General features: G+C 40.3%; 20 protein-coding genes, 3 tRNA genes and 1 pseudogene. 12 read left to right on the forward strand and 12 right to left on the reverse strand.

What is annotated here, in order from left to right:
- Positions 1 to 125 precede the first annotated feature (125 nt).
- A complete protein-coding gene (gene sodB / locus M1F26_RS10990; protein ID WP_004263823.1) occupies positions 126 to 704 on the forward strand; it encodes a superoxide dismutase [Fe] in 579 nt (192 codons plus the stop codon).
- Between the two features lie 441 nt (positions 705 to 1,145).
- Positions 1,146 to 2,171 (forward strand): HTH-type transcriptional repressor PurR, encoded by a 1,026-nt coding sequence (purR, locus tag M1F26_RS10995; protein WP_110591620.1) that lies wholly within the window; start codon positions 1,146 to 1,148, stop codon positions 2,169 to 2,171.
- A 9-nt stretch (positions 2,172 to 2,180) separates the two neighbouring features.
- On the opposite strand, the gene punR is transcribed toward purR, so the two are convergent.
- Positions 2,181 to 3,086: a DNA-binding transcriptional activator PunR gene (gene punR, locus M1F26_RS11000; RefSeq protein WP_140170562.1), complete on the reverse strand. Its 906-nt coding sequence runs from the start codon at positions 3,084 to 3,086 to the stop codon at positions 2,181 to 2,183.
- Positions 3,087 to 3,208: 122 nt separating this feature from the next.
- On the opposite strand from punR, the gene punC reads away from it, so the two are divergent.
- From punC to M1F26_RS11015, 3 genes are all read left to right on the forward strand, one after another.
- On the forward strand, positions 3,209 to 4,435 hold the full coding sequence (gene punC / locus M1F26_RS11005; RefSeq protein WP_140170563.1) for a purine nucleoside transporter PunC: 1,227 nt from the start codon (positions 3,209 to 3,211) through the stop codon (positions 4,433 to 4,435).
- 316 nt (positions 4,436 to 4,751) lie between these two features.
- On the forward strand, positions 4,752 to 5,510 hold the full coding sequence (locus M1F26_RS11010; protein ID WP_227528775.1) for a helix-turn-helix transcriptional regulator: 759 nt from the start codon (positions 4,752 to 4,754) through the stop codon (positions 5,508 to 5,510).
- A 24-nt stretch (positions 5,511 to 5,534) separates the two neighbouring features.
- A complete protein-coding gene (locus M1F26_RS11015; protein WP_004263806.1) occupies positions 5,535 to 5,807 on the forward strand; it encodes a putative quinol monooxygenase in 273 nt (90 codons plus the stop codon).
- Positions 5,808 to 6,020: 213 nt separating this feature from the next.
- Here M1F26_RS11015 and M1F26_RS11020 read toward each other — a convergent pair whose 3' ends face one another.
- Positions 6,021 to 6,686 carry a riboflavin synthase subunit alpha gene (locus tag M1F26_RS11020; RefSeq protein ID WP_140170564.1) on the reverse strand — a complete coding sequence of 222 codons (666 nt, stop codon included), beginning with the start codon at positions 6,684 to 6,686 and terminating at the stop codon, positions 6,021 to 6,023.
- 274 nt (positions 6,687 to 6,960) lie between these two features.
- On the opposite strand from M1F26_RS11020, the pseudogene M1F26_RS11025 reads away from it, so the two are divergent.
- The 6 genes and pseudogenes from M1F26_RS11025 to M1F26_RS11050 all read left to right on the forward strand — a co-directional run bounded on the left by M1F26_RS11025 (position 6,961) and on the right by M1F26_RS11050 (position 11,315).
- Positions 6,961 to 8,317 (forward strand): annotated as a pseudogene (locus M1F26_RS11025) (MATE family efflux transporter).
- A gap of 158 nt (positions 8,318 to 8,475) precedes the next feature.
- A tRNA-Val gene (locus M1F26_RS11030) sits at positions 8,476 to 8,552 on the forward strand.
- A gap of 30 nt (positions 8,553 to 8,582) precedes the next feature.
- Positions 8,583 to 8,659: transfer RNA gene (locus M1F26_RS11035), tRNA-Val, on the forward strand.
- 30 nt (positions 8,660 to 8,689) lie between these two features.
- Positions 8,690 to 8,766, forward strand: a tRNA-Val gene (locus M1F26_RS11040).
- Between the two features lie 418 nt (positions 8,767 to 9,184).
- Positions 9,185 to 10,597: a pyruvate kinase PykF gene (gene pykF / locus M1F26_RS11045; RefSeq protein ID WP_140170565.1), complete on the forward strand. Its 1,413-nt coding sequence runs from the start codon at positions 9,185 to 9,187 to the stop codon at positions 10,595 to 10,597.
- A 481-nt stretch (positions 10,598 to 11,078) separates the two neighbouring features.
- Positions 11,079 to 11,315, forward strand: a complete 237-nt coding sequence (locus M1F26_RS11050) for a major outer membrane lipoprotein (RefSeq protein WP_004263789.1) — start codon at positions 11,079 to 11,081, stop codon at positions 11,313 to 11,315.
- A gap of 96 nt (positions 11,316 to 11,411) precedes the next feature.
- On the opposite strand, the gene M1F26_RS11055 is transcribed toward M1F26_RS11050, so the two are convergent.
- From M1F26_RS11055 to M1F26_RS11095, 9 genes are all read right to left on the reverse strand, one after another.
- Positions 11,412 to 12,476, reverse strand: a complete 1,065-nt coding sequence (locus M1F26_RS11055) for a L,D-transpeptidase family protein (protein WP_004263785.1) — start codon at positions 12,474 to 12,476, stop codon at positions 11,412 to 11,414.
- Between the two features lie 227 nt (positions 12,477 to 12,703).
- Entirely contained in the window at positions 12,704 to 13,120 is a 417-nt protein-coding gene (gene sufE / locus M1F26_RS11060; RefSeq protein WP_140170566.1) for a cysteine desulfuration protein SufE, read from the reverse strand.
- Positions 13,121 to 13,153: 33 nt separating this feature from the next.
- Positions 13,154 to 14,392 carry a cysteine desulfurase SufS gene (gene sufS, locus M1F26_RS11065; protein WP_140170567.1) on the reverse strand — a complete coding sequence of 413 codons (1,239 nt, stop codon included), beginning with the start codon at positions 14,390 to 14,392 and terminating at the stop codon, positions 13,154 to 13,156.
- Between the two features lie 5 nt (positions 14,393 to 14,397).
- Positions 14,398 to 15,705, reverse strand: a complete 1,308-nt coding sequence (gene sufD / locus M1F26_RS11070; RefSeq protein ID WP_140170568.1) for a Fe-S cluster assembly protein SufD — start codon at positions 15,703 to 15,705, stop codon at positions 14,398 to 14,400.
- Positions 15,680 to 16,426 (reverse strand): Fe-S cluster assembly ATPase SufC, encoded by a 747-nt coding sequence (sufC, locus tag M1F26_RS11075; protein ID WP_004263776.1) that lies wholly within the window; start codon positions 16,424 to 16,426, stop codon positions 15,680 to 15,682. Before sufC ends, sufD begins: the two co-directional genes overlap by 26 nt.
- Positions 16,427 to 16,471: 45 nt before the next feature.
- Positions 16,472 to 17,971 (reverse strand): Fe-S cluster assembly protein SufB, encoded by a 1,500-nt coding sequence (gene sufB / locus M1F26_RS11080; protein ID WP_140170569.1) that lies wholly within the window; start codon positions 17,969 to 17,971, stop codon positions 16,472 to 16,474.
- A gap of 16 nt (positions 17,972 to 17,987) precedes the next feature.
- Positions 17,988 to 18,356, reverse strand: coding sequence for a Fe-S cluster assembly scaffold SufA (gene sufA, locus M1F26_RS11085; RefSeq protein WP_004263773.1), 369 nt, complete (start codon positions 18,354 to 18,356; stop codon positions 17,988 to 17,990).
- A gap of 410 nt (positions 18,357 to 18,766) precedes the next feature.
- Positions 18,767 to 19,183, reverse strand: a complete 417-nt coding sequence (gene menI / locus M1F26_RS11090; protein ID WP_094961759.1) for a 1,4-dihydroxy-2-naphthoyl-CoA hydrolase — start codon at positions 19,181 to 19,183, stop codon at positions 18,767 to 18,769.
- On the reverse strand, positions 19,183 to 22,236 hold the full coding sequence (locus tag M1F26_RS11095; protein WP_140170570.1) for an FAD-binding and (Fe-S)-binding domain-containing protein: 3,054 nt from the start codon (positions 22,234 to 22,236) through the stop codon (positions 19,183 to 19,185). The genes menI and M1F26_RS11095 overlap by 1 nt, the downstream gene beginning before the upstream one ends.
- 256 nt (positions 22,237 to 22,492) lie before the next feature.
- Between M1F26_RS11095 and ydiK the strand changes: the two genes are divergently transcribed.
- Positions 22,493 to 23,608, forward strand: coding sequence for an AI-2E family transporter YdiK (gene ydiK / locus M1F26_RS11100; protein WP_004263767.1), 1,116 nt, complete (start codon positions 22,493 to 22,495; stop codon positions 23,606 to 23,608).
- A 707-nt stretch (positions 23,609 to 24,315) separates the two neighbouring features.
- On the opposite strand, the gene ppsA is transcribed toward ydiK, so the two are convergent.
- A complete protein-coding gene (ppsA, locus tag M1F26_RS11105; protein WP_140170571.1) occupies positions 24,316 to 26,694 on the reverse strand; it encodes a phosphoenolpyruvate synthase in 2,379 nt (792 codons plus the stop codon).
- Between the last annotated feature and the right edge of the window lie 31 nt (positions 26,695 to 26,725).

Here is a 26,725-nt window from a genome sequence, read left to right on the forward strand (position 1 = left end):
TAATGTATTAAGTATCATATCGCCAATAGGCGAAACTGTAATGATAAGCTGTCACATATTATTTCGCTCATTTTAAGAGCAAACACCCTAAGTATATTGATATAAAAGCAATCAAGGAGTACGCAATGTCATTTGAACTACCCGCTTTACCGTATGCAAAAGATGCTTTAGAACCTTATATCTCTGCTGAAACCTTAGAATATCACTATGGTAAGCACCACAACACTTACGTTGTTAACTTGAACAACCTCATCAAAGGCACTAACTTTGAAGGAAAATCTTTAGAAGAAATCATTAAAACTTCTGAAGCAGGCGTTTTTAACAACGCGGCACAAGTTTGGAATCACACTTTCTATTGGAATTGCTTAGCACCAAACGCTGGTGGCGAGCCAACAGGTAAAGTCGCTGAAGCTATCAATAAGGCATTCGGTTCTTTTGCTGAATTTAAAGCTCAATTTACTGATGCAGCAACCAAAAACTTCGGTGCGGGCTGGACTTGGTTAGTGAAAAAAGCAGATGGTAACCTTGCTATTGTAAATACATCCAATGCTGCAACACCTATTTCTGGTGATGATAAGCCTGTGTTAACTGTCGATATTTGGGAACATGCTTATTATATCGATTACCGTAACGCTCGCCCTAAATATTTAGAAAATTTCTGGGCGCTAGTTAACTGGAAATTTGTGGAAGAAAATTTAGCATAACAATTTCTGCTTATTGCTAGGTATAGATACAATAAGGGCGAGATATTCTCGCCCTTATTAAATTCACCCTATTCGAGGCTGAAATAAAATCAGAAAATATGTGCAGCAAGAAATATAATCAATGCTAATGAGCCCAACGCAGCAAGCAAACCATATTTAACATCTGTATCCATGAGTTCCTCTCATCCAAACGTAGTTAAACAACCAAATAACCGTACAAAAATCAATGTTATTCAGTATACATATCTAAAAAAGTAAAACTAGTGTCTATATCACATGTTATAACATCAATTATTTCTTTCGTTTTTGCGCTAGATCAGACAAAATCGACAACAAATCGCTAAATTATTGCCAGCAAAGGATCAATGCATCAATATGCAGGTAATTTTTTAACAAGAATTCTTATAGAGACCGGTTATTGGTCAGGAGTTTTTTTCCCCCATGGCAACGATTAAAGATGTGGCGAAACGCGCTGGCGTATCTACCACAACCGTATCCCATGTTATTAATAAAACGCGCTTTGTAGCTGATGACACTAAAGCTGCGGTTTGGGCTGCAATTAAAGAGCTCAATTATTCGCCAAGTGCGGTTGCCCGTAGTCTCAAAGTTAACAACACAAAGTCGATTGGTTTGTTGGCAACCTCATGTGAAGCTCCTTACTTCGCAGAGGTAATTGAATCAGTTGAAAATAGCTGTTATGAAAAAGGTTATACGCTAATCCTTTGTAATTCTCATAATAATTTGGGAAAACAAAAAGCGTATTTGCAGATGCTGGCACAAAAGCGTGTTGATGGTTTACTTGTAATGTGCTCCGAATATCCTGCCCCCTTAATCAGTATGCTGGAAGATTACCGCAATATCCCAATGGTAGTGATGGACTGGGGAACTTCCCGTGGCGATTTTACCGATAGTATTATTGATAACTCATTCCACGGTGGCTATCTTGCAGGACGTTATTTGATTGATAGAGGGCATCGTGACATCGGAGCCATCCCTGGCTCTCTTGAAAGAAATACGGGTATTGGTCGATTAACTGGCTTTAAAAAGGCGATGGAAGAGGCCAAAATCACCATAAAAGATGAATGGATTGTTCAAGGGGACTTCGAGCCAGAATCTGGCTATAAGGCAATGATGCAAATTTTAAGCCATAAGCAACGCCCTACTGCCGTTTTCTGTGGCGGTGATATTATGGCAATGGGGGCAATTTGCGCCGCTGATGAGATGGGATTGCGTGTCCCACAAGACATTTCAATCATTGGCTATGATAACGTGCGAAATGCGCGCTATTTTACCCCGGCATTGACCACAATTCACCAACCAAAAGAGCGTTTAGGCCAAATGGCTTTCACAATGCTGCTCGATCGTATTGTAAATAAGCGCGAAGATGCTCAAACAATTGAAGTCCACCCTCGCCTTGTAGAACGCCGTTCCGTTGCTGACGGCCCATTTATCGATTATCGTCGATAATACGCATAATTAGTTTGAAAGCCACTCGGCATTGAGCGTTTCGTTATCGCCAAGGTAATCCAATAACCAATTCAACGCTGGTGATGTATTATTTTCCACCCAAGTTAGACAACAAGGACTGGGTGGAAATGGCTGTGCTAATGCTAGTTCAACTAATAAGCCTTTTTCGCAAAACGAAGCCGCACGATGCTCTGGCACCATTCCGACACACAACCCGTTAACCAAACAAGCTAGACCATTTTCCCAAGAAGGTACGACAAGACGACGTTGATTATCAAGAGCCCAAGTATCACGTTTGGGTAGGTTACGTGAAGTATCTTCAAGGCACAAACTAGGGTACTCTCTCATTTGATCATCGGTCAGTTTTTCACCTATTCTGGCTAATGGGTGCTCTGGGCTTGCAACACACATCCACGACATAAAACCCATATCACGGAAACTATACCTTTCACCAATTGGAGATGCTCGAGTCGCACCAATCGCAACATCTACACGCCCATCAGCAAGTGCATCCCAAACACCATTAAATACCTCAGGATGAATGAAAAGTTCAATATCTGGAAAGTGACGATAAAAATCCAGTATCAATTGCTCTGCTCTCTGTGGTTTTACAATGCAATCAACAGCAATACTAAATTGCCCCCGCCAACCATTAGCAACCTGCTGGCATTGATGCCTTGTATCTGTCATTTTTTTGATAACAGAACGACTTTCCTTAATAAATATCGTTCCAGCCTCTGTAAGAACAACATCGCGATGTCGACGCGCAAATAGGGGAACCGCAAGCCATTCTTCAACTTGCTTGACGGTATAACTGATTGCAGAAGGTACACGGTGTAACTCTTCAGCAGCACCACTAAAGCTCCCAGTTCGGGCAACAGCATCAATCACTTCGAGTGCATGCGCAGACCACATAACCTCTCCTTTCAAAAATTTTGATAGCAAGATCCAAATATTACCGTTTCACAACCTAAAAAAATAGCCTATACAATGGCATCACCATTAACATTTTTTTAAATATCAGATAAGTAATAATTATGTCGAATACTGTGAAAAAAAATTCCCCTGGATTTATGGTTTACCTTGCAGGACTTAGCATGCTGGGGTTTTTAGCTATTGATATGTATTTACCTGCATTCGGTGCTATGCAAGACACCCTGCATACATCAGAAGGCGCTATCAGTGCTTCTCTCAGTATATTTTTAGCCGGTTTTGCCTTCGCTCAATTGTTATGGGGGCCATTGTCAGACAAACTTGGCCGTAAGCCTGTGCTCATTGTGGGCTTAACTATTTTCATTATCAGTAGCTTAGCTATTTATTGGGTGGAAACCGCAACACAGTTATTAACACTACGATTTTTACAGGCTGTTGGTGTCTGCTCCGCTGCAGTTTTATGGCAAGCTCTTGTTATCGACCGCTATGATGAAGCAAATACCCAAAAAGTTTTTGCTTCTATTATGCCGTTAGTTGCGCTATCCCCTGCTTTAGCACCATTATTAGGAGCATGGGTACTAGAACACCAAACATGGGAAGCAATTTTCCTGATCCTAATGGCTGTGGGTATATTACTTTTATTGCCAACACTCTTTTTGAAAAATGTTTCAGTTAAAACAATAATTGACGACAGCCAACCACAAGCTAAGATTTCTTTCTCAAACTTACTCAGTTCGCCAGTTTTCAGCGGTAATGTGCTCGTTTACGCTTCATGCAGTGCGGGTTTTTTCGCTTGGCTAACCGGCTCGCCTTTTATCTTACGTAATATGGGTTTCAACCCTGCGGATATCGGTTTGAGTTATATTCCACAAACTTTAGCCTTTATTGTTGGTGGGTATGGCTGCCGTATTTTATTAGCAAAAGTCCGAGCAGAAACAATATTTCCATTGTTACTTGTTGGTTATGCGGTAAGCATGTCTATTTTATTCATCATGGCTATTTATACCACACCATCATTAACTATGATCTTGATCCCATTCTGCTTTATGGCAGCTATGAACGGAGCCTCTTACCCAATTGCAGTATCCAAAGCACTAAATGCATTTCCTAGCGCAAGTGGTAAAGCTGCCGCATTACAAAATGCCTTACAACTAGGTTTATGTTTTTTAGCCAGCCTACTTGTTTCTGCTCTTACTTTCGACCCATTGTTAGCAACAACTGGGGTGATGGCAGTAACGATCATTCCAATGGCCATTGGCTATTTTATGCAACGCTGTGCAAGCAAAAATAACCAAACTATTAATCAGGTTGATTGCCAAACGAATTCATAAAGTATAGCTTACCGACTCAATCATGCCGAATCTTATCGGCATGATTTTTATTTTAGCAAATTCATAAAAATTTCCTTCAGTGTATAGCACTAGTGACCATACGGTAATATATGTTCAGTATTTTGCTATATAACCAATAGCCGATTATTCTTGGCTGGTAAAACCTTACCTTTCTCATCAATTTTCTTAATTCAAAGCGGATTTCACTAAAAATTAAAGTTTTAATTTTGTCATCTACTAAGATATAGATATTTCATGGTTAATTTTCTTGTTAAAAAACGTTATCATTGCGACATTAAATAATGAGTGCTCAAGAATGATGTTAAAACAGTACTATCCACCAGATGAATTAAAATCCTTTGTTAGTTCTATTTTGATAATCAAAGAGTTTACAGAAGCAATTAAAATTTTCCCTGGAACAGGTGCTGAAATCTGGGTTTCATCAGATGCATTTCGCATGACAACTGATAACGATTCAATAACAGACCCTTACCAGCTGATTATTCCTAGGGTTAATACATTTACTGCTAGCCCTAATCATTCAAAAGTCATGGTATTACGTATTCGTCATGATGCCTTACGTTTTCTACTGCCTCAAAGAACATTAAACTATACTGACACCCCAATCGCACTAAATGAGATATGGAAAGACCGCTGGTTTGAAGCTTTAGCTAATTCTTCATTTAAAGAGTTGTTAGATTGCTTTAATAGGACTAAAGCTAAGAAAAAGCCTCACTTAATTGATGAAGTTTTAGAATTACTGTATCGAAATCCAACCAAAAAAATCACAGAAATTGCTGGAGAGACAGGATTACACGTCCGAGTCATTCAAAAAGAGTTTTTGAAAGAATACGGCATTACACCAAAAAGGTACCAGATCAATTGCCGCTTAGAACATGTTTTAAAAAGTATGGTAGTAGAACAAGACACCTACCGTTGGTTTGAAACAGGGTATTATGATCAATCCCACTTTTACCGTGATTTTAAAAGATACTTTACTATGACGCCGTCGGCATTTTTAAAATCGAGTTATTCGCTTTTTTACAATACAAAAACTAAGTACCCATTAAGATAGTTCTTAATACATAAGGAGAACGGAATGAGTATTGTTGTGTATGCCCAAATTACAACAGAAAGGACAGATGGGTATTTAACGAAAGAAATCGTTCGCGACTTAGCAAAACTAAGCCGCCGAGAGAAAGGATGCATTCAATATGATCTTATGGCTAAAGAAAATGGTTATATTGTTTTTGAGGAATGGGAAGACACTCAAGCATTAGAGATGCATAAAAATAGTCCGCATTTCAGGCGATTAGTTGAAGCAATTGAACGTGATAACGCCAGCTTCTCTGTCAACTTCAGTGAAAAATGATCTATTAATATTGAAAACTTGAACTAGTCATATTTTTTGATAATGTTAATTTTCATTATTTAATAGAACTTCATGACAGACATTCAATAAACAAAGACTAACCATATTTTATTTAGGCTATAGCATAAATCATTATAGCTATAGCCTACTTGGCTGTTTCTTCTGCTATTTTTCTTTAAAGTAAATAACGCGGTTATCACCTTTTACGTCTGTTTACTCTGTTTTCGCTATGTCCGCCATCTCTTCTGCTTGCTGTAGTAATTTTTCTTGTTCTTTTTGATTTAAAACACGCTCAACGGTATCAACAATAGCCTGAGTTTGAGGGTCTATCTCAATATTTATTTTATCACCCAACCGTTTTTTACCTAATGTTGTTCTCTCTAATGTTTCAGGGATGAGATGTACGCAGAACCGATTGTTGATTACATCTCCGACCGTTAAACTTATACCGTCAATCGCGACAAAGCCTTTATGCAAAATATATTTCATCAAAGATTTATCACGAATTGATAACCAAATCTGGTGGTTATCTTCAGATGTGAAGATCTTACTAATTTCAGCTGTTGTCATAATATGACCTGAAACAACATGGCCACCGATTTCGTCGCCATATTTTGCAGCCCGTTCGATATTAACAACATCACCTTCTTGTAATTCCCCCAAGTTAGTTAATCTCAGGGTTTCTTTAATTAGATCAAAACTAACTCTTTCACCATCAATCTTTGTTACCGTCAAACAACAACCATTATGTGCAACGGAAGCCCCTGTTTCTAAACCTATAAGTAATTCTGGGGTAAATTTCATTACATGAGTTCGAAAGTTGGCCTTTTCTGTAATTTCAACAATAGGAGCAGTCGCTTGAACAATGCCTGTAAACATAATGATTCTCAGTGTAGTGGATTAATAGGCTCAGTTTACATCAGAATTGTTAGAGATCTATCCTATTTGAGTGATAAACAAAACGATAATAAACCTAGTATGTAGCAATATATTAGGTTCTAAAATGCTCTTTTATAGTTTGTTACCATATCATTATTGGAATCCATTTAGAAACGGGATAGAATAAGCGGTTTTTAGCAATCGATGTGTTTTTAGTAACTCATTTATTTTTCTAGTTTTTTCTCTTACTTGCTTTTATTACAAAGGTGTATGCGTGCAGAAATATTTTACAGAAGCGCGTAGCTTGTTGGCACTTGGTATTCCTATCGTTTTAGCTCAATTTTCACAAACTGCAATGGGGTTTGTGGATACGGTTATGGCTGGAAGTGTTAGTGAAATTGAGATGTCCGCAGTTGCAGTTGGGTTTTCCATCTGGCTGCCAGCTATTCTTTTTGGCCAAGGAATTTTGATGGCATTAACCCCAATCGTCAGGCCGTCGCAACCTAATAGGCGACCAAATTCAACAAGGTCTATGGTTAGCGCTACTTTTAGCCTTAGGCATTATGTGCCTTCTTTATAACAGTCAGCTTATTATTAGCAATATGCCCCATATTGATAAAGAATTGGCAGATAAATCTGTCCGTTTTTTACATGCCATTATGTGGGGAGCTCCAGGCTACTTATTTTACCAAGTATATCGTAGCCAATGTGAAGGGCTTTCAAAAACCAAGCCGGGGATGGTGATTGGTTTTCTTGGCCTAATGATTAATATTCCTATTAACTATATCTTTATTTATGGTCACTTTGGTGCACCTGCTTTAGGTGGTGTGGGTTGTGGTGTCGCCACTGCATCAGTGTATTGGGCTATGTGTCTGATGATGAGATGGTATGTGAAACGTGCTACTGCGCAGCGTGATATTCGCCCTACACTCTCTTTCACATCGCCAAATCCATTAATCTTAAAGCGAATTATCGTGTTAGGTACGCCTATTGGTCTGGCACTTTTCTTTGAAGTCACTTTATTTGCTGTCGTTGCACTGCTAGTCGCCCCATTAGGGGTTGTTGCAGTAGCTGGTCACCAAGTTGCGTTGAATTTCAGTTCTGTGATGTTTATGTTCCCATTATCATTAGGAATAGCAGCAACCATTCGCGTAGGTTATAACTTAGGACAGAAATCGACTGAAGCTGCTAAAGTTTCATCTTATACTGGTATTACTGTTGGCTTAATGGTCGCTTGTTTTACTGCAGTTCTCACCGCCGTTTTCCGTGAGCCGATTGCAATGATGTATAATAAAAACCCAGAGGTCGTTGTTTTAGCAAGCAGCTTAATGTTATACGCAGCTATTTATCAGCTGTCAGATTCTGTGCAAGTTATAGGTGCCGGAATTTTACGTGGTTATAAAGATACGCGTTCCATTTTCTTTATTACCTTCACCGCATATTGGTTACTTGGCTTGCCTTCTGGTTATATTTTAGCGTTAACTGATTTCATCGCACCGGCTATGGGGCCTAAAGGCTTCTGGATTGGCTTCATTATTGGTTTAAGTGCTGCTGCAATAGGAATGGCTACACGAATTATATGGATCCATAAGCAGACAGAAGATGTTGTTTTACTTCGCTCAGCTCGCTAATTGACGGTTTTTTAAGCTTTTTATTATGGGAGAAGATGTATTTCGCGCCAGATAGTTTTAAATACGAACAAACTATCGCGAAAATACATTTTCCCCTTGCCAGATGAACTTCATAACGTTAATATTCATCCCCGTTGTCACCTAGATATCTTTTAGATGCGTCCGTAGCTCAGTTGGTTAGAGCACCACCTTGACATGGTGGGGGTCGGTAGTTCGAGTCTACTCGGACGCACCATTTCTAGTGAACACAATGTTAATTTTCAGCGCGTCCGTAGCTCAGTTGGTTAGAGCACCACCTTGACATGGTGGGGGTCGGTAGTTCGAGTCTACTCGGACGCACCATTTCAAATTAACACAATCAAATTTTCCAGTGCGTCCGTAGCTCAGTTGGTTAGAGCACCACCTTGACATGGTGGGGGTCGGTAGTTCGAGTCTACTCGGACGCACCATTTTATTTATCTCCCTGCTACCTAAAATTTCTCTTGATTGTCTATTATTATTCCCTTAATTTGTTGCGCAACAAATTAACTTCCTTAATTTTAAATGAATTTTTGATCTGAATGGTCTCTTCTTTCAATTTAGTAAAATTTGATTTGTCTCACAGTTTTTTGTTGTCTATAATACTCACACTGGCTGAAAGGTTTCACCAGTAGTAAATCAATACGTTAGCTTTAATTGAATTTGTCATCTACACTATAATAAGAAACAAAATGTGACAAATTTAAGTGTAAAAATGCATTAAACACCAGACTGTCGCCTATTCTTATAAATGAGTTGCGCAACAAAATTTACCATGCGTACGATTTATAAAATGTACTAAGCATCGGCGACAATACCGATTTCCTTTATAACATTAGATAGACTGCCATGAAAAAAACCAAAATTGTTTGTACTATCGGTCCAAAAACCGAATCAGAAGAAAAACTGACCCAACTTATTGATGCTGGCATGAATGTCATGCGCCTCAACTTTTCTCACGGTGACTATGAAGAACATGGTCAACGAATCAAAAACCTTCGTTCTGTTTGTGCCAAAACCGGCAAACAAGCAGCTATTCTGCTAGATACCAAAGGCCCTGAAATTCGCACCATGAAATTGGAAGGTGGTAACGATGTTTCTCTCGTTGCGGGTCAAACTTTTACATTTACTACCGATACCTCTGTTGTAGGCAATAAAGATAAAGTTGCCGTGACCTATGCAGGCTTAACTTCAGATTTAAAAGTTGGCAATACCGTATTAGTTGATGATGGCTTAATTGGCATGAAAGTGACTAATGTCACTGCAACTGAAGTCGTTTGTGAAGTTTTAAATAACGGTGACCTCGGAGAGAAAAAAGGGGTTAACCTGCCAGGCGTTTCTATTGGCTTACCTGCATTAGCAGAGAAAGATAAAGAAGATTTAGTTTTTGGTTGCCAACAAGGTGTTGATTTTGTTGCTGCTTCATTTATTCGTAAACGCTCAGATGTCGAAGAAATTCGAGCTCACCTGAAAAAACATGGTGGTGAGAACATCCAAATCATTTCTAAAATTGAAAACCAAGAAGGTTTGAATAATTTTGATGAGATTTTAGAAGCCTCTGACGGCATCATGGTTGCTCGCGGTGACTTAGGGGTCGAAATCCCGGTTGAAGAAGTTATTTTCGCCCAAAAAATGATGATTGAAAAATGTGTTGCTGCGCGTAAAGTCGTGATTACTGCTACACAAATGTTAGATTCAATGATCAAAAACCCACGTCCTACTCGTGCAGAAGCGGGTGACGTAGCCAATGCTATTTTGGATGGTACTGATGCAGTTATGCTTTCAGGTGAAAGTGCGAAAGGTAAATACCCTGTAGAAGCCGTAACTATTATGGCGACTATCTGTGAGCGTACTGACCGCATCATGCAAACTCGTATCGATAATCAAAAACCAAGCCAACGCCTACGTGTCACTGAGGCTGTATGTCGTGGTGCAGTGGAAATGTCTGAAAAATTAGATGTTCCACTAATCGTTGTAGCAACCTACGGCGGTAAGTCTGCTAAGTCTGTTCGTAAATATTTCCCTACTGCACCAATCCTCGCGTTAACGACTAATGAAGAAACTGCACGTCAGTTATTGTTAGTAAAAGGTGTGATCCCAATGATAGTTGGTGGATTTACATCTACAGATGACTTTTATCGTGAAGGTAAACGCGCAGCTCTAGAAAGTGGATTAGCGGTTCCTGGTGATGCTGTTGTGATGGTTTCCGGTGCGTTAGTACAAAGCGGTACAACCAATACCTCTTCAGTTCACGTGCTGTAATTAAATTTTATTTGTCTTTTAAAAGGCCGATAGAGATCACTTGAAGTGAACCCATAAAGTTGGACACTTTTAGTTAAGCGGCTTGTAAGGCCTGATTTCGATATTCAATCGGAGTCAGGCCTTTTAATTTGAATTTAACATATAGTGCTGCCCTGATGTAACTATTCATTTATTTCATTTTCTCTAGTAAATATCTTATTGCTATTTAAGCGTAATATCATAAAACGCACTCAAATTGGTCAAATAACAACCTTCATTGATCTTAATTTAAATTTTTCTTCTTTTTCCTAGTACTAAATATAAAGTATTTCTAGCAAAACTTTATATTTAGTACTAGCATAAGACATAGTAAGTGCCATACCCTAATTTTCATTAGGTTGTTTTAAAGGGATATAGCAAGCTGTAAATAACAGTCTTAGCTCTATTGTTTGGTGACTTGCTTTTTATATTTTCAAGATAAATCAATCTAGAGGGTAAAATAATGATTCGTACTAAAATTGTACTGGGCTCTATCGTATTAGCTTCAGCATTACTAGCGGGTTGTTCTAACAGCACTGAAGTGCAAAAACTCTCTTCAGACGTACAAACTCTGAATGGTAAAGTTGATCAACTGAGCAACGACGTTCAGTCTCTGCGTTCTGACGTACAGACAGCTCAAGAAGAAGCAGCACGTGCTAACCAACGTTTAGACAACCAAGTTCGTACTTACAAAAAATAAGTTAGATTTGGTCGTTGTCTAGTTGAAACGGCGCTTCTTTGAAGCTAATAGTATTTATGAGGGCCTATGAAAATAGGCCCTTATTATTTGGAGTAGTTATTCAACTACAGAGGAAGAGCGATATTTAGTAGGAAGCACTGCGCTGACTTTATGGTCATAGATAGGCTGTGGCTGTGAAATAGTAAAAGGTTCAATAGGCACTAACCCTTCGTGCTGCGTTTCAGAGTCTGAAGAACTATTACCCTGATCATTATTCACACGCACAGGCATCCCAGAACGCCTTGCTAGCTCTTTTTCTACTAAAGCCTTATCAACCCCTTCATTTTCCAGAAAACGCTTGAAATCGTCAGTCAGTTTGATTGGCATTGTTTGTGGGTCATCATTACTTGTCCGAGATAATGGCTGATGCACCTCAATGTAATAACTGCCATCAGTTTCTTTGGAGTATTTTACAGGCTGATCAATAACTTGGACACGAGTTCCTTTTGGTACTGTCTTGAATAACGCTTCGATATCATCAGGACGTAAACGAATACAACCGGAGCTCACTCGCATACCAATACCAAAATCCGCATTAGTGCCGTGTATCAGATATTCACCACGCCCATACGCTAGGCGTAATGCATACAAGCCCATTGGATTTTCAGGCCCTGCTGGAACGACGGCTGGAAGAGTTATACCTTCTTTAGCGTAATTTTTACGGATATTCGCCGTTGGTGTCCATGTAGGATCTTTAATTGACTGACTTACTGAAGTCACCATTTCAGGTGTGTCGCGACCTAACTGGCCGATACCGATAGGATAAACAATCACTTCCTCACTGTTCGCAGGGTAATAATATAAACGCAGCTCCGCCAGGTTAATCACAATTCCCGTTCTTGGTGTTGATGGTAACAACATTTGTGCTGGAATGATGAGTTCTTTACCCGCTTCAGGAAGGTACGGGTCTGTTCCTGGGTTTGCTTCAAGCATACCGAGTAGACCGATTTGGTGCTCACTTGCAATGGCCTCCAATGGTCGCCCATCATTGGGGACGATATACGTGTAATTTTCCCCGATAAGACGAGTGTTACTGTCAGGTAATGGATATTCTTTTGCTTGAGCTGGAGCCAATAAGGCGCTCATGACAAATAAACTTGCCACCGTCAAAACTCTTTTCATACCTACTCCAAGGAAAATAGTGTTCTTACAATAATTCAATGATTATTGTTCATAATAGCAACTATCCTTCATATCTTTAATACTAATTAAATATTTTTATTAAGTATTAATAAGGTAGTAGTCTTTTTATGATAGCCAAATACAATCACTTTAATGGGCTGGTCGAATAAAAATAATAACCAAGAAGTAAAATATAAGTAAGGGAGCATAACGCTCCCTCGGTAGGATCATACTAATTGTGCCGCACGCGATAAAATTGTACGGATCATCGCATTTAAACCTTGAGTTCGCGAAGGTGTTAAATGTTGCTCCAATGCAAGTTGTTCAAAAAATGACTTCACATCGAGTGCGAGTATTTGTTGCGCCGTTTTGCCTTGAAAAAGGATAATCACAATAGCAACTAACCCTTTAACGATTGCAGCATCGCTATCACCTGCAAACGTAATTGTCCCGTCTGCTTGTTTTTGCATATCAATCCACACTTGGCTTTGGCACCCTGCGATTAAATTATTATCGCTTCTTTGTACCTCTGAGAGTCCAGGTAAACGTCCCCCTAGCTCTATCATATAGAGATAGCGTTCCTCCCAGTCCTGACAACGGGAGAAATTACGTAATAACTTATTTTCATCGGGTAATGCGGGCATGCTCAGTTCCTTTACCATATATTTCTTATGTGCTTAGCCTAACAATTTTTTAATGCGCTGTAACGCATTGTATAAAGAATCGATTTCTTCTTTCGTGGTGTATATCCCCACAGAAGCACGGCACATAGCAGGAACGTGATAATGTTCCATTAATGGTAAAGCACAATGATGCCCAGTACGGATTGCAATGCCATACCTGTCAAGGAAAGACCCAACATCATAAGCATGGTGCTTGCCTAAATTGAAAGCCAGAACACCTTCCCGTTGGTCATTGCCATATAATATAACTGAAGGTATTTCTTGCAATTTTTTAGAAGCATAAGCCATCACTTCAGCTTCATGAGCAAATACATCAGATAAATTTAGTGCATTTAAATAATCAAATGCCGCCCCTAAACCAATAATTGCGCTTACATTCGGTGTTCCCGCTTCAAAGCGCCAAGGTGCGTCAGCAAAAGTGATCCCTTTGGTCAGGCTGACTTGGCGGATCATCGCCCCACCACCTTCCCATGGTGGCATCATATCCAAAATAGCTTTTTTACCATAAAGGATACCAATACCCGTCGGGCCATATAGCTTGTGACCTGAAAACACATAGAAATCACAGTCTAAGGCTTGTACATCAACCTGCTGATGCATTGCACCTTGCGCACCATCAACCAATACCGTGATTTCACCGCCTTTTGAGGCAGCAATTGCTCGTGCTTGCTTGATTATCTCCTGTACGGGATTAACTGTTCCCAATACATTAGAGATATGTGTAAAGCTCAATAATCGCGTACGTGAATCAATGACATCATTTAATACCTCTAACTGTAGCCTACCATCATCAGAAATTGGGATAACTCGGATTTCAAAACCAATTTCTTCAGCTAACATATACCAAGGTACAATATTCGCATGATGTTCCATTTCAGTGATGACAATATTGTCCCCTTCATGGAAATACTTTCGACCAAAACTATTTGCAACAAGGTTAATACCTTCCGTTGTGCCTTTAACAAACACGATTTCTTCATTTGAAGCTGCGTGAATGAAAGCGGCGGCTTTTTGACGAACCTCCTCCATCATTGTCGTGGCATTTGCACTGAGAGTATGTATACCACGGTGAACCGCGGCATACTGATGTAACGTAAACTCACTTTCTTTTTCAATAACTTGCAAAGGCTTTTGTGCACTTGCGGCGCTATCTAAATAAACCAGCGGATGATTATTGACTGACTGTGATAAGGCAGGAAAATCCTGCCTGACTGAAGCGACATTGAATAGCATGGATATTAAACCTCCGCTAAGCGCTGGCGGATGTTTGCCATCACAGCGTGTTTTAACTCTTCCGATTCAATAGATTCTGTAAGTTCTGCAGCAAATGCGATGATAATCATATGTTTTGCTGCTTTACCCTCAATGCCTCTTGAACGCAGATAAAACAGTTGTTCGTCATCAATACGACCGACCGTTGCACCGTGACCACACTTTACGTCGTCCGCATAAATCTCAAGCTGAGGTTTAGTATCAATTTCAGCTTTTTCACCTAACAACAACGTATTGTTAGTCATCTGACCATCTGTTTTTAATGCATTCGGCGCTACTTTAATCATGCCATTAAAGACAGCTTTACTGCTATCCATCGCAATGACTTTATGTAGTTGGCGGCTATTACAGTAACCCTTATTGTGCTCCAAATACGTACGAGTATCTGCAATTTCATTGCCTTTAGGCAGCAATAAACTGTTAAGTTCAAATTCTGTATTTTCACCATCAAGGCGAGCACTGGTATGGTTTCGCGTTAATAATGCGCCAAGTAAAAAGCTCGTACTTTTCACCCGACTATCACGCCCAATAACAATATCATTGTGAGCAAAATGCTGAGCCTGACCATTTTCAATATTTAACTTAAAGTGACTAAAATCTGCATTATCACCGACTTCAACCGTTAAACGGCTGCCCGTCATGTGCATTTGGTCATTCAAACTGACATAATGCTCAATCACTTGAGCTTTGCTGTTCGCATCTAACGTTAAATGGCAGCGATACTGGCTAATATTCGTAGCCTGTTTATCGCTGCTACCCGTTGAAATATTCAGCAGATACAATGGTTTCTCTGCTATTTTATTTGCAGCAAGATGAACAACTAACGGTTGTACCGCCAAGCTTTCTGTTAAATGCAAGAAAATCTCGCTATTTACAGGCGAAGGAAGCAAGTCTTGGTTATCAAGCAAAGACACTTGGAATGGCCCCATATCAATGGAGCTTAGTGCTGAACTATAGCGCCCATCAATTAAAACAAGGCGATAGGCGTCAATCGGCAGAGCCAATGCTTCACAGTCTTTTGCTTCAACATCGCTATCACTAAAACGATATTGAGCCTCAAGTACCATATTTAATGGTGTATAGTGCCAATCTTCATGGCGAAACGCAGGCAAGCCAACTTGTTTTGCCATTTCCCAATGGGTTTTAGCATGTTGAGAATTCACACCGTGTCGTTGCTCAAACAATTCAGAAAAACGTGACATTGCTTGCTCATTGAGCTTTGCAACTTCAGCACGTTTTTGTGCTCTTTCACTGTTGGTCAATAAGCCAGCCATAACCCTGCTCCTCCAGTTTTTTCGCTAAACTGAAATCACCTGATTTGATGATTTTCCCTTGATATAACACGTGGACAAAGTCAGGCTTTACATAATCCAAAATACGTTGATAGTGGGTTACGATAATAAATGAACGTTCAGGCGAACGTAATGAATTCACACCGTTAGCCACAATTTTCAGCGCATCAATATCTAAACCGGAGTCAGTTTCATCAAGAATACACAATTGAGGCTCTAGAGCTGCCATCTGCAGGATATCGTTACGTTTTTTCTCACCACCGGAAAAACCCACGTTAACAGAACGAGCAAGTAAATCTTCTGGCATTTCTAATAATTTGATTTTATCTTCAATAAAATCTTGGAAATCAAAACGATCTAATGCTTCTTGCTGGCGATATTCTCTGACCGCATTAACGGCGGTTTGTAAGAAAAATTGGTTACTGACCCCTGGAATTTCAACAGGGTATTGGAATGCGAGGAAAACGCCTTCCCCTGCACGCTCTTCGGGATCTAACTCAAACAGGTCTTTACCTTTAAACGTCACTTCACCGCTATCAATTTCATACTCTTCGCGGCCAGCAAGTGTGGCTGATAATGTACTTTTACCAGAGCCATTTGGGCCCATGATGGCGTGAACTTCCCCTGGTTTTACTTCCAGAGATAACCCTTTTAAAATCTCATTACCTTCTACACTCACGTGTAAATCTTTAACACTTAACATATTTACATGCCTTTAGCGCCTTAGCGCAAATAAACTCGATTAGGATCAACCAACACTGTGCTCTAAGCTGATTGCCAGTAATTTTTGTGCTTCTACGGCAAATTCTAATGGAAGCTCCGAGAACACATCTTTACAGAAACCATTTACAATCATTGATATCGCATCGTCTTCGCTGATACCACGTTGTAAACAGTAAAATAACTGGTCTTCTCCAATACGTGAGGTTGTCGCTTCATGTTCGAGCTGTGCCGTATTATTTTTAACTTCCACATACGGGAAAGTATGTGCACCGCACTGTGTACCAATTAACATAGAGTCACATTGGGTAAAGTTACGAGCATTATGTGCACTTGGTAAAATTTTCACTAAACCGCGATAACTGTTTTGGCTTTTACCTGCTGAAATACCTTTAGAAATAATCGTTGAACGGGTGTTTTTCCCGATATGGATCATTTTCGTTCCGGTATCTGCTTGCTGATTACCATTTGTTAATGCAACAGAGAAAAACTCACCGACAGAGTTATCCCCTTTAAGGATAACGCTTGGGTATTTCCATGTGATGGCAGAGCCAGTTTCTGACTGCGTCCATGACATTTTTGAATTTTCACCTTCACACAATGCACGCTTAGTCACAAAGTTCAGGATCCCACCGGCTTCGCTATCTCCACCGGAGAACCAGTTTTGGACAGTCGAATATTTAACTTCGGCATCTTTATGAATAATCACTTCAACAACCGCCGCATGGAGCTGATAGCTATCACGAACAGGCGCAGAACACCCTTCGATATAACTGACATAGCTACCTTCATCGGCAATTAAAATCGTACGCTCAAACTGGCCTGTTTTGGCTGCGTTGATCCTAAAATAAGTTGATAGCTCCATTGGGCAATGTACGTCTTTTGGTACATACACAAACGTACCATCTGAAGCTACCGCCGCATTTAATGCCGCAAAAAAGTTATCATGGCTCGAAACAACTGAGCCGAGATATTTCTGTACCAGTTCAGGGTACTCTTGAATAGCTTCACTGAACGAACAAAAAATAACCCCATGTTTGGCTAAGTCATCACGGTAAGTTGTAGATACCGAGACCGAGTCAAAAATGGCGTCAACCGCAACAGCCTTCCCTTCACGTACAGGAACACCCAATTGGTTAAAAGCTTCTTCAACTTCAGCCGTTAAATAATTATTGGTTTCCGCTACACCTGTGCCTTGGGTTGCACCAGATTGCGAACCACAGGTATCATCACATGAGCCACAAGATGGCGCAGAATAATAGCTATAGTCTTGATAATCGAGATTTGGGTAATTCGCTTTAAGCCAATGAGGCTCTTCCATGCCTTTCCAGTGATTAAAGGCTTCAAGACGGAATTGGAGCATCCACTCAGGCTCATTACGTTTTGCTGAAATTGCGCGGATCACATCTTCGTTGATGCCTTTCGCCATTTCATCAGTCGCGACTTCGGTAAAGAAGCCTTCTTTATAACGCTGGTCATCAAGCCAGCTTTGAACATCATCGCCAACTTCTACATTGCTCTGTGACATAATCTGACTTCACATGTTAAACGCCGAAGCTTTCACCACACCCACAGGCATGTTGGGCTTTCGGGTTATTGAATTTGAAAATTTGATTCAGCCCTTCTTGGACAAAATCAACGACTGTGCCATCAATAAATGGCATTGCTTCTTTTGGCACATAAAGATGTGCGCCATCGAGTTCAAATAACAGGTGTTGCTCTGTTGGGTTTTCGATCATTTCAAATACATAACCAAAACCCGCGCAGCCGGACTGTTTTACGCCAAGTGAAAGCCCTTTAGTGTTTGGGTTTTGCACCATCAATTTTTTGATTTGTTTTGCAGCGCTTTGTGTCAGGCTAACTCCCTGCCAATTGTTTTCATCAAATGAAAATGTCTCTACACCGTCAGTCATATTGACCCCACATTTCTTATGGCTTTTCAGCCTGTTATCAGGAGATTAACTCTGCCTACCCTATGGTAATGATTAGCTAATTGACTTCAACCATTTGTTTTAAGAGGTTATAGCTATTTTAGCTCTTTTCTTGCTCACTATCAGGTAAAAAAACAAACAACCCCCTAGCAAAATAAGATTAACCCATTGATAAATAATGAATAAATAGAGTTGTGTTTTTTATTCAAATTTGTACTAAATAATACACTTAAATGACACAAATTAATAAAGATGCATTTATTATACAACTTAATTAACTTGATAAAAAATGAATTTATAGAAAGAATGGCCATATAACCATACAAAAATAAGGGTTTTATAGGGTGTTCTGGCATTTAATTAGCCAAAAAACCCTATATATAGAATGGTTATTATTCAAATAATACCGCAGTTGTCAGGCGAGAAGTACAACACAATTTGCCTTGTTCATTGAAAATTTCAATATTCCACACTTGCTGGCGACGTCCTAAATGAATAGGCTTACAAATACCTTTCACAACCCCTGAGCGAGCAGCACGAACATGATTTGCATTGATTTCCAACCCGACCACCTTTTGTTCCCCTTCCGAGCACATATAACCCGCAATTGAACCCAAGGATTCGGCTAACACAACAGAAGCACCGCCATGCAATAACCCAAAGGGCTGTTTGGTACGATGATCGACAGGCATTATTCCCTCTAAATAATCATCTCCAATTGCCGTGATTTCAATGCCAAGATGCCCTAACATGCAGGTTTTTGACATTTCAGCGAGTTGTTGCAAATTAAATTGACGTTTCCAAATCATTAAACTATCTCCAACAGTGCTTGAATCGGATGTTTTATCGATACATTTTCCATTCGCTTAACTTGGCTACGGCAAGAATAACCTGAACTTAAACAGCGATCTTTTGGCAAAGAAGACATCGCGCCTTTCCACGATAAATCATAAATTCCTTTTGAATTTTGAAGATTGGCCACTTCGTGCCCATAAGTCCCTGCCATGCCACAACAGCCAACACTAACATTATTTAATGTTTGCCCAAAGCGAGCAAATAACGCTGTCCATTGATTCGCACTATTAGGTAAAGCCGTTGATTCCGTACAATGACCGAAAAAATACCATGGTTGTGTCGAAGCCACTTGCACATTGTGTGGTTCAGGCAATGTCATTAACCACTCATGCGCCAACATCACCGTAAATTGGCACTGTTCTTTACCTAAAATTTCATGGTATTCATCGCGATAACAAAGTACCAGTGCAGGGTCAACACCGACCATTGGTAACTGTAATTTTGCCACTCGATTTAAAAAGTCCGCTGTCTTGCGAGCTGTTTTAGCAAATTTCGCTAAAAAACCTTTGATGTGTTGCGCTTTTCCATTCGGTGAAAACGGTAACAATACAGGTTTAAGACCTAACTTTTCAATTAAGCGGACAAAATCTGCCACCACTTTGGCATCGTAATAGCTAGTGAAAGGGTCTTGAACCACCAGCACATATTTTTCACGCTGTGAATCCGCCATACTTTCAAGTTGTTCAAGCGTAACAGAAACCGCGGCATGGCCTGAAAGTTCTTGTTTTAATGTGGGTTGAGAAAATAACGGTAAATCCACCATACCAATGGTGTGTTGGCTCAGTTTTTGCACCACCGGTTGACGTAAAAAGAAATTAAATACGCTAGGTACCTTGGAAAGTATTGGTGCACTCGCTTCGACGTTTGCAACAATATGGTCCCGAATAGGTCGCAAATAACGCCCATGATACAATGCTAAAAATTTAGCTCTAAATGATGGCACATCAATTTTAATCGGGCATTGTGTTGAGCAGGCTTTACAGGCGAGGCACCCAGCCATTGAAGCTTTCACTTCATGAGAAAAATCATAATCCCCTTGCTTCGCACGCCAAGTATTACGGGTTTTCTCGATTAAGCCTCTTAATGAAGACTGGTTGTGCGTAATTCCTTTTTCAAGGTGTTCTGGTGTAACGCCTTGTTCCGCTAGCAACCTTAACCATTCACGAACAAGTGTTGCACGGCCTTTCGGAGAATGGACTCGTTGACCACTCACCTTCATCGATGGGCACATTGGGCTCTTTACATCAAAATTGAAACACAGCCCATTGCCATTACACTCCATAGCACCACGGAACTCTTGGCGCATTTGGACTGGAATTTGCCGGTCATACGTTCCTCGCTTGATGTCATCAACCTGCTTCATCGGTGCATCCAACCCCGCAGGTGGGCAAATTTTACCTGGGTTCAAACGGTTATCGGGGTCAAATGCCGCTTTAATATTCCGAAGCTCACCGTATAATACATCGCCAAAAAATTCAGGACTATATTGCGCACGGAAACCTTTCCCATGTTCCCCCCACAAAAGCCCACCATATTTAGCGGTTAATGCCACAATTTCATCAGAAATTTGTTTCATCAATACTTCTTGCTGCGGATCACACATATCAAGCGCAGGACGGACATGTAATACCCCTGCGTCCACGTGGCCAAACATGCCATAATTCAAGTTGTGGCTGTCTAATAATGCACGGAATTCCACTATATAATCAGCAAGATGCTCAGGAGGAACACAAGTATCCTCAACAAACGGAATTGGCTTTGCAGCCCCCTTGCTGTTCCCTAACAGCCCAACTGCTTTTTTACGCATGTTATAAATGCGCGTAATATCTTCAAGGTCATGACAGGTTTGATAACCAATCACGCCGGCTTGGTTATTCGCCATTAACTCATCAAGCCGCTGACAAAGGCTTTCAGTTAATTGGTTAATTTCCGCTTCATCATCACCACTAAACTCAACAATATTCAGCCCCAACATTTCCTTATTTGGAATGTCAGTAATCAATGCTTTAACTGAGTGCCAAACAATATCTTCACGCGCTAAATTCAATACTTTCGAGTCAACTGTTTCAACAGACAAGGCTTTTGCATCAACCATAAAAGGTGCATTACGCAATGCGGACTCAAAAGAGTCATATTTGACGTTTACTAAGCGGCGTACTTTTGGCAAAGGTGTGATATCAAGCGTCGCCTCGGTAATAAAGGCTAAAGACCCTTCAGACCCAGTCAAGATACGGGTAAGGTCAAATTCTGTTAGTTCATCATTAAATACATGACGTAAATCATACCCTGTCAGGAAACGATTTAACTTGGGAAATTTTTCTTCAATTAATGGACGTTGCTCTAAACAGCGTTCTAATACTGTTTTATATATACGCCCCACTGTTGAATCTTCTGACGCAATCGTTTGGGCGAGTTCGATAGGCATAGCACGTGTATCTAGGCATTCTCCACCTAACACCATGGCTTTAACGCCTAACACGTGATCAGAGGTTTTACCATATACTAATGAGCCTTGACCAGATGCGTCAGTGTTGATCATTCCACCTAATGTTGCTCGGTTGCTGGTAGATAGCTCCGGCGAAAAGAAATAACCGTAAGGTTTGAGGTATTGATTTAATTGGTCTTTGATGACCCCAGCCTCAACTTTAACCCAACCTTGCTCTGGGTTTATTTCTAAAATCCTATTCATATAACGGGACATATCCACAACAATCCCTTCAGTTAAGGATTGCCCATTAGTTCCCGTCCCACCACCCCGAGGTGTAAAGCTGAGCTCACGAAATTTCGCTTGCCCCGCAAGCCGAGTGATAATTTGTACATCTGCACTCGAACGCGGAAATACAACCGCTTGGGGTAATAGTTGGTAAATACTATTATCTGTTGCCATGGATAAACGCTCAGCATAGCTGGTGCCGTTATCCCCAGTAAAACCCTGTTCTTGTAGCTCATGCAAGAACTCAATAACTAGATGACTAAGATGAGGAGCTTCTGATATACGCGGGATCATTATTAACGATGACTCTTGTTGTTTAGTGTTCGCATTACTCGTTATGTACTATCTTTATTTTAAGTTGCACAATAGTGTCTTAGGTCTATGATGGGTTACCTTCACAGCCTGTAAAGACAGCACAGCCGCTGATGACATTGTCATTATGAACCATATCACAATATTGTTTTTTTTAACCGTGAAAAAAAATTACGTTATTTTCGCCTAAAAATTTGCCACAGACACAGAATTTTCATTTGTAAAGGACCAGTCATTAATGGAAAAATCGCAAAAACGCTTGGATCTTCCCAAACTTATTTTCGGCCTATTATCCATCGTTTTAATGATAGCAGCCTGCTTTTGGGTACTTAATCCATTTATTCTTGGCTTTGTATGGGCTGGAATGATGGTAATTGCTACTTGGCCACTATTATTAAGACTGGAAGCTCGCTTATGGCATAAGCGCTGGTTAGCTACATTGGTGATGGTTCTTCTTATATTACTGCTGTTCGTTATTCCATTGGGTATTCTAATTGGCAGTATCATTGAAAATAGCACACCACTTATTGATTTAGCGAAATCGCCGTCAAGCTTAACATTGCCTGATTTAGAATGGCTCAATACCATTCCAATGGTAGGTGAGAAAATTTACTATGCATGGCATAGCTTAGTCGCCAGTGGGGGGAATGCTTTACTTGCTAAAATTCAACCCTATTTTGGCCAAGCTGCTGGCTGGTTTGCTACACAGGCCATTAGCGCAGGAAGATTTGTTTTTCACTTGATGCTAATGCTGCTATTTAGTGGATTGCTCTACCTTAAAGGCGAATCTGTCATGGTTAGCATCCGTCACTTTGCGGTCCGTCTCGCAGGGATCCGTGGGGATGCTGCCGTCGTGTTAGCGGCACAATCTATTCGAGCTGTTGCCCTTGGTGTCGTCGTCACTGCGCTAATTCAAGCCATCGTCGGAGGAATTGGACTTGCCTTGTCGGGTATTGGTTATGCGGCCATCTTAACTGTCTTGTTGTTTATATGCTGTGTGGCGCAATTGGGGCCTCTACTCATTATGGTGCCATCCGTCATTTGGCTATTTTGGACAGGTGATACGACATGGGGAATTATTCTTGCTATATGGGCCGCCGTTGTTGCCACTATGGATGGCGTTCTTCGCCCATGGCTCATCAAAATGGGGGCTGACTTACCAATGGTTCTGATCCTTGTTGGTGTTATTGGTGGAATTTTATCATTTGGCATGATTGGTTTGTTTATTGGCCCTGTTGTATTAGCCGTTTCATATAGCTTATTAAAAGCTTGGATGAATGAGGTTGCAGTTCCAAGTGAAGACTTAACAGAAACTGAAAAATTTCTAGAAGAAGAGTTTTCGATTAAAAAGTAGTACGTAGTTGATTAGTAGCAGGCATGTTCAAGCAAGACATGCCTGCTAACTTAATAAGTATTGCTCCATTAATATTTAGAAACAATATTTAACATTCTAACGTTAGTATTTAGTCTAATTTATGTTAACATAAATCTATTGAATTAATTCTCTTTAAGTAACAATGAGTAATATTAATATTGAGAGTGTTCTTAATGATTGTATAATATGAATAGTTTAACATTCTATTATTGAATCATATGGATATAAAAAGCTATGCCCCTCCCTTTTTAGGCGTCGCTTTATTTAACTGAATTGCTGTGTGTAGTCTTTGCCTGTCAGCCCATGATAGGCTTTTTTTTTATCTTCATTTAATATGAATATTATTCATATCGTAATCAGAACATCACTTTATAATTATTGATTAATATCAATTTTTGACATAACTAGCAGTTTTCATACTCCTTTAGCGTTATATAATTAAATAAATTCCGTTATTTCTATTTAAGGTATATTTTCTGCCCAAACTAAATACACAAAATAAGAGTAATTATATTCTTTTTTTATTTATACCTAAAAAGTATTATATGAATATTTATTTAGAACTGTTTGCTATCAACCTATTAATAATAGTATTAATCAATTTCTGTAATAGGTAATTTTAATCAAATAAATGCGAAGGCTGAATGTTATTCACATTCAGCCTTGATGATTAAAAAACGAGATAACTATTGATTCTCAGCTATCGTCAGCCATGTTTGTACCACGGTATCTGGATTCAAAGATAAACTATCAATACCTTCATCTACCAGCCATTGAGCAAAATCTTGATGGTCGGATGGCCCTTGACCACAAATACCTACATATTTGTTTTGTCGTTTTGCAGCCTGTATAGCCATAGATAACATGGCTTTTACCGCATCGTTTCGTTCATCAAATAACTCAGAAACAACACCAGAATCCCTATCAAGACCTAATGTTAACTGAGTCATATCATTCGAACCGATAGAGAAACCGTCGAAATGTTCGAGGAATTGATCTGCCAGTAAAGCATTTGATGGAATTTCGCACATCATAATGACTTTTAGACCGTTTTCACCACGTTTCAAATCATGTTTAGCCAGCTCAGCAACTACAGACTCAGCTTGTGCAACTGTCCGCACAAATGGGATCATAACTTCAACATTCGTTAACCCCATAGTGTTGCGAACACGTTTAACCGCTTCGCATTCCAATGCAAAACAGGCACGGAAACTGTCAGATACATAGCGCCCTGCACCACGGAAACCTAACATTGGATTTTCTTCTTCAGGTTCATAAATATCCCCACCGACTAAGTTGGCATATTCATTAGACTTGAAGTCAGATAAACGGACAATAACGCGTTTTGGCCAGAAAGCAGCGGCTAGAGTAGAAATCCCTTCAGTTAATTTACCGACATAAAATTCAATCGGGTCATCATAGCCCGCCATCATTTGGTGAATTTCTGCTTGTAACTCAGGAGATTGCTGATCAAATTCCAGTAATGCCCTTGGGTGAACACCAATCATACGATTGATGATAAACTCAAGTCTAGCTAGACCCACGCCTTCATTAGGTAAGCAAGCAAAATCAAATGCACGGTCAGGGTTACCGACATTCATCATGATTTTGACATCTAGATTTGGCATATCACTCACTTCAGAACTGTGAATTTCAAACGCCAGTTTACCTTCGTATACAAAGCCCGTATCACCTTCTGAACAAGAAACTGTCACTTCTTGGCCTTCTTGCAAACGGTCAGTCGCATCACCACAACCCACAACCGCAGGAATGCCTAATTCACGCGCGATAATCGCAGCATGGCATGTACGTCCACCACGATTCGTAACAATCGCAGCGGCTTTTTTCATGATAGGCTCCCAATCAGGGTCTGTCATATCGGTAACAAGTACATCACCCACCTGAATTCTATCCATTTCACTCAAGTTATGTATGACTTTAACAGCCCCAGAGCCAATACGATGACCGATTGCACGTCCTTCAACTAAAACTTGTCCTTGTTGTTTTAATTGATAACGCTCCATCACTTGTTGATTAGAGCGAACGGTTTCTGGCCTTGCTTGGACAATATACAAACGCCCATTATGACCATCTTTTGCCCACTCAATATCCATTGGGCGACCGTAGTGCTTTTCAATCTGTATAGCTTGGCGTGCAAGCTCTTCCACTTCGAGATCAGTTAAAGAGAAACGATTGCGTAGTGCTTCTGGCACATCTTCAATTTGTACTTGTTTACCGTGCTCTTTACTGTTGGCATACACCATTTGTAATTTTTTAGAGCCTAGGGTACGGCGCACAATTGCAGGACGGTTATTGGCTAACGTTGGTTTATGGACATAAAACTCGTCTGGATTCACGGCGCCTTGCACCACCATCTCACCTAAACCATACGCAGAGGTAATAAATACGACTTGGTCGAAGCCCGATTCAGTATCAATCGTAAACATAACACCCGATGAGGCTAAATCTGAACGTACCATGCGTTGAACGCCCGCGGACAGTGCTACACCGCGGTGATCATAACCTTGGTGAACACGATATGAAATCGCACGGTCATTAAACAATGAAGCAAAAACGTGTTTAATCGCAACTAATACAGCGTCAATTCCTTGAACGTTAAGGAATGTTTCCTGTTGCCCTGCAAACGAAGCGTCAGGCATGTCCTCAGCAGTTGCCGATGAGCGGACAGCAAATGAAGCTTCCGCTTCACCTTCTGACAGTTGTGCGAAAGCATCACGAATATCTTGTTCCAACTCCTTCGTCAATGGTGTATCAATCACCCATTGACGGATCTGAGCACCTGCTACAGCCAGTTGGTTCACATCATCAATATCCGTTTCATCTAGCAGGTTATAAATGCGTTGATTTACACCGCTCTGCTCCAGAAAATCATTAAACGCCTGTGCGGTTGTCGCGAAACCGTTAGGTACGGATACTCCCAGATCAGATAAGTTAGTGATCATTTCACCGAGAGAAGCATTTTTGCCCCCGACACGGTCAACATCATTCATCCCTAATTGGTTATACCAAAGTACATTACACGGAGTGAGGCCATTTGTGGACATTGAAAGCGATCCTTTTATAGCAATTTAGTGA

It is taken from the genome of Providencia sp. PROV048 (assembly GCF_033688165.1).
Taxonomy (GTDB): domain Bacteria; phylum Pseudomonadota; class Gammaproteobacteria; order Enterobacterales; family Enterobacteriaceae; genus Providencia; species Providencia hangzhouensis.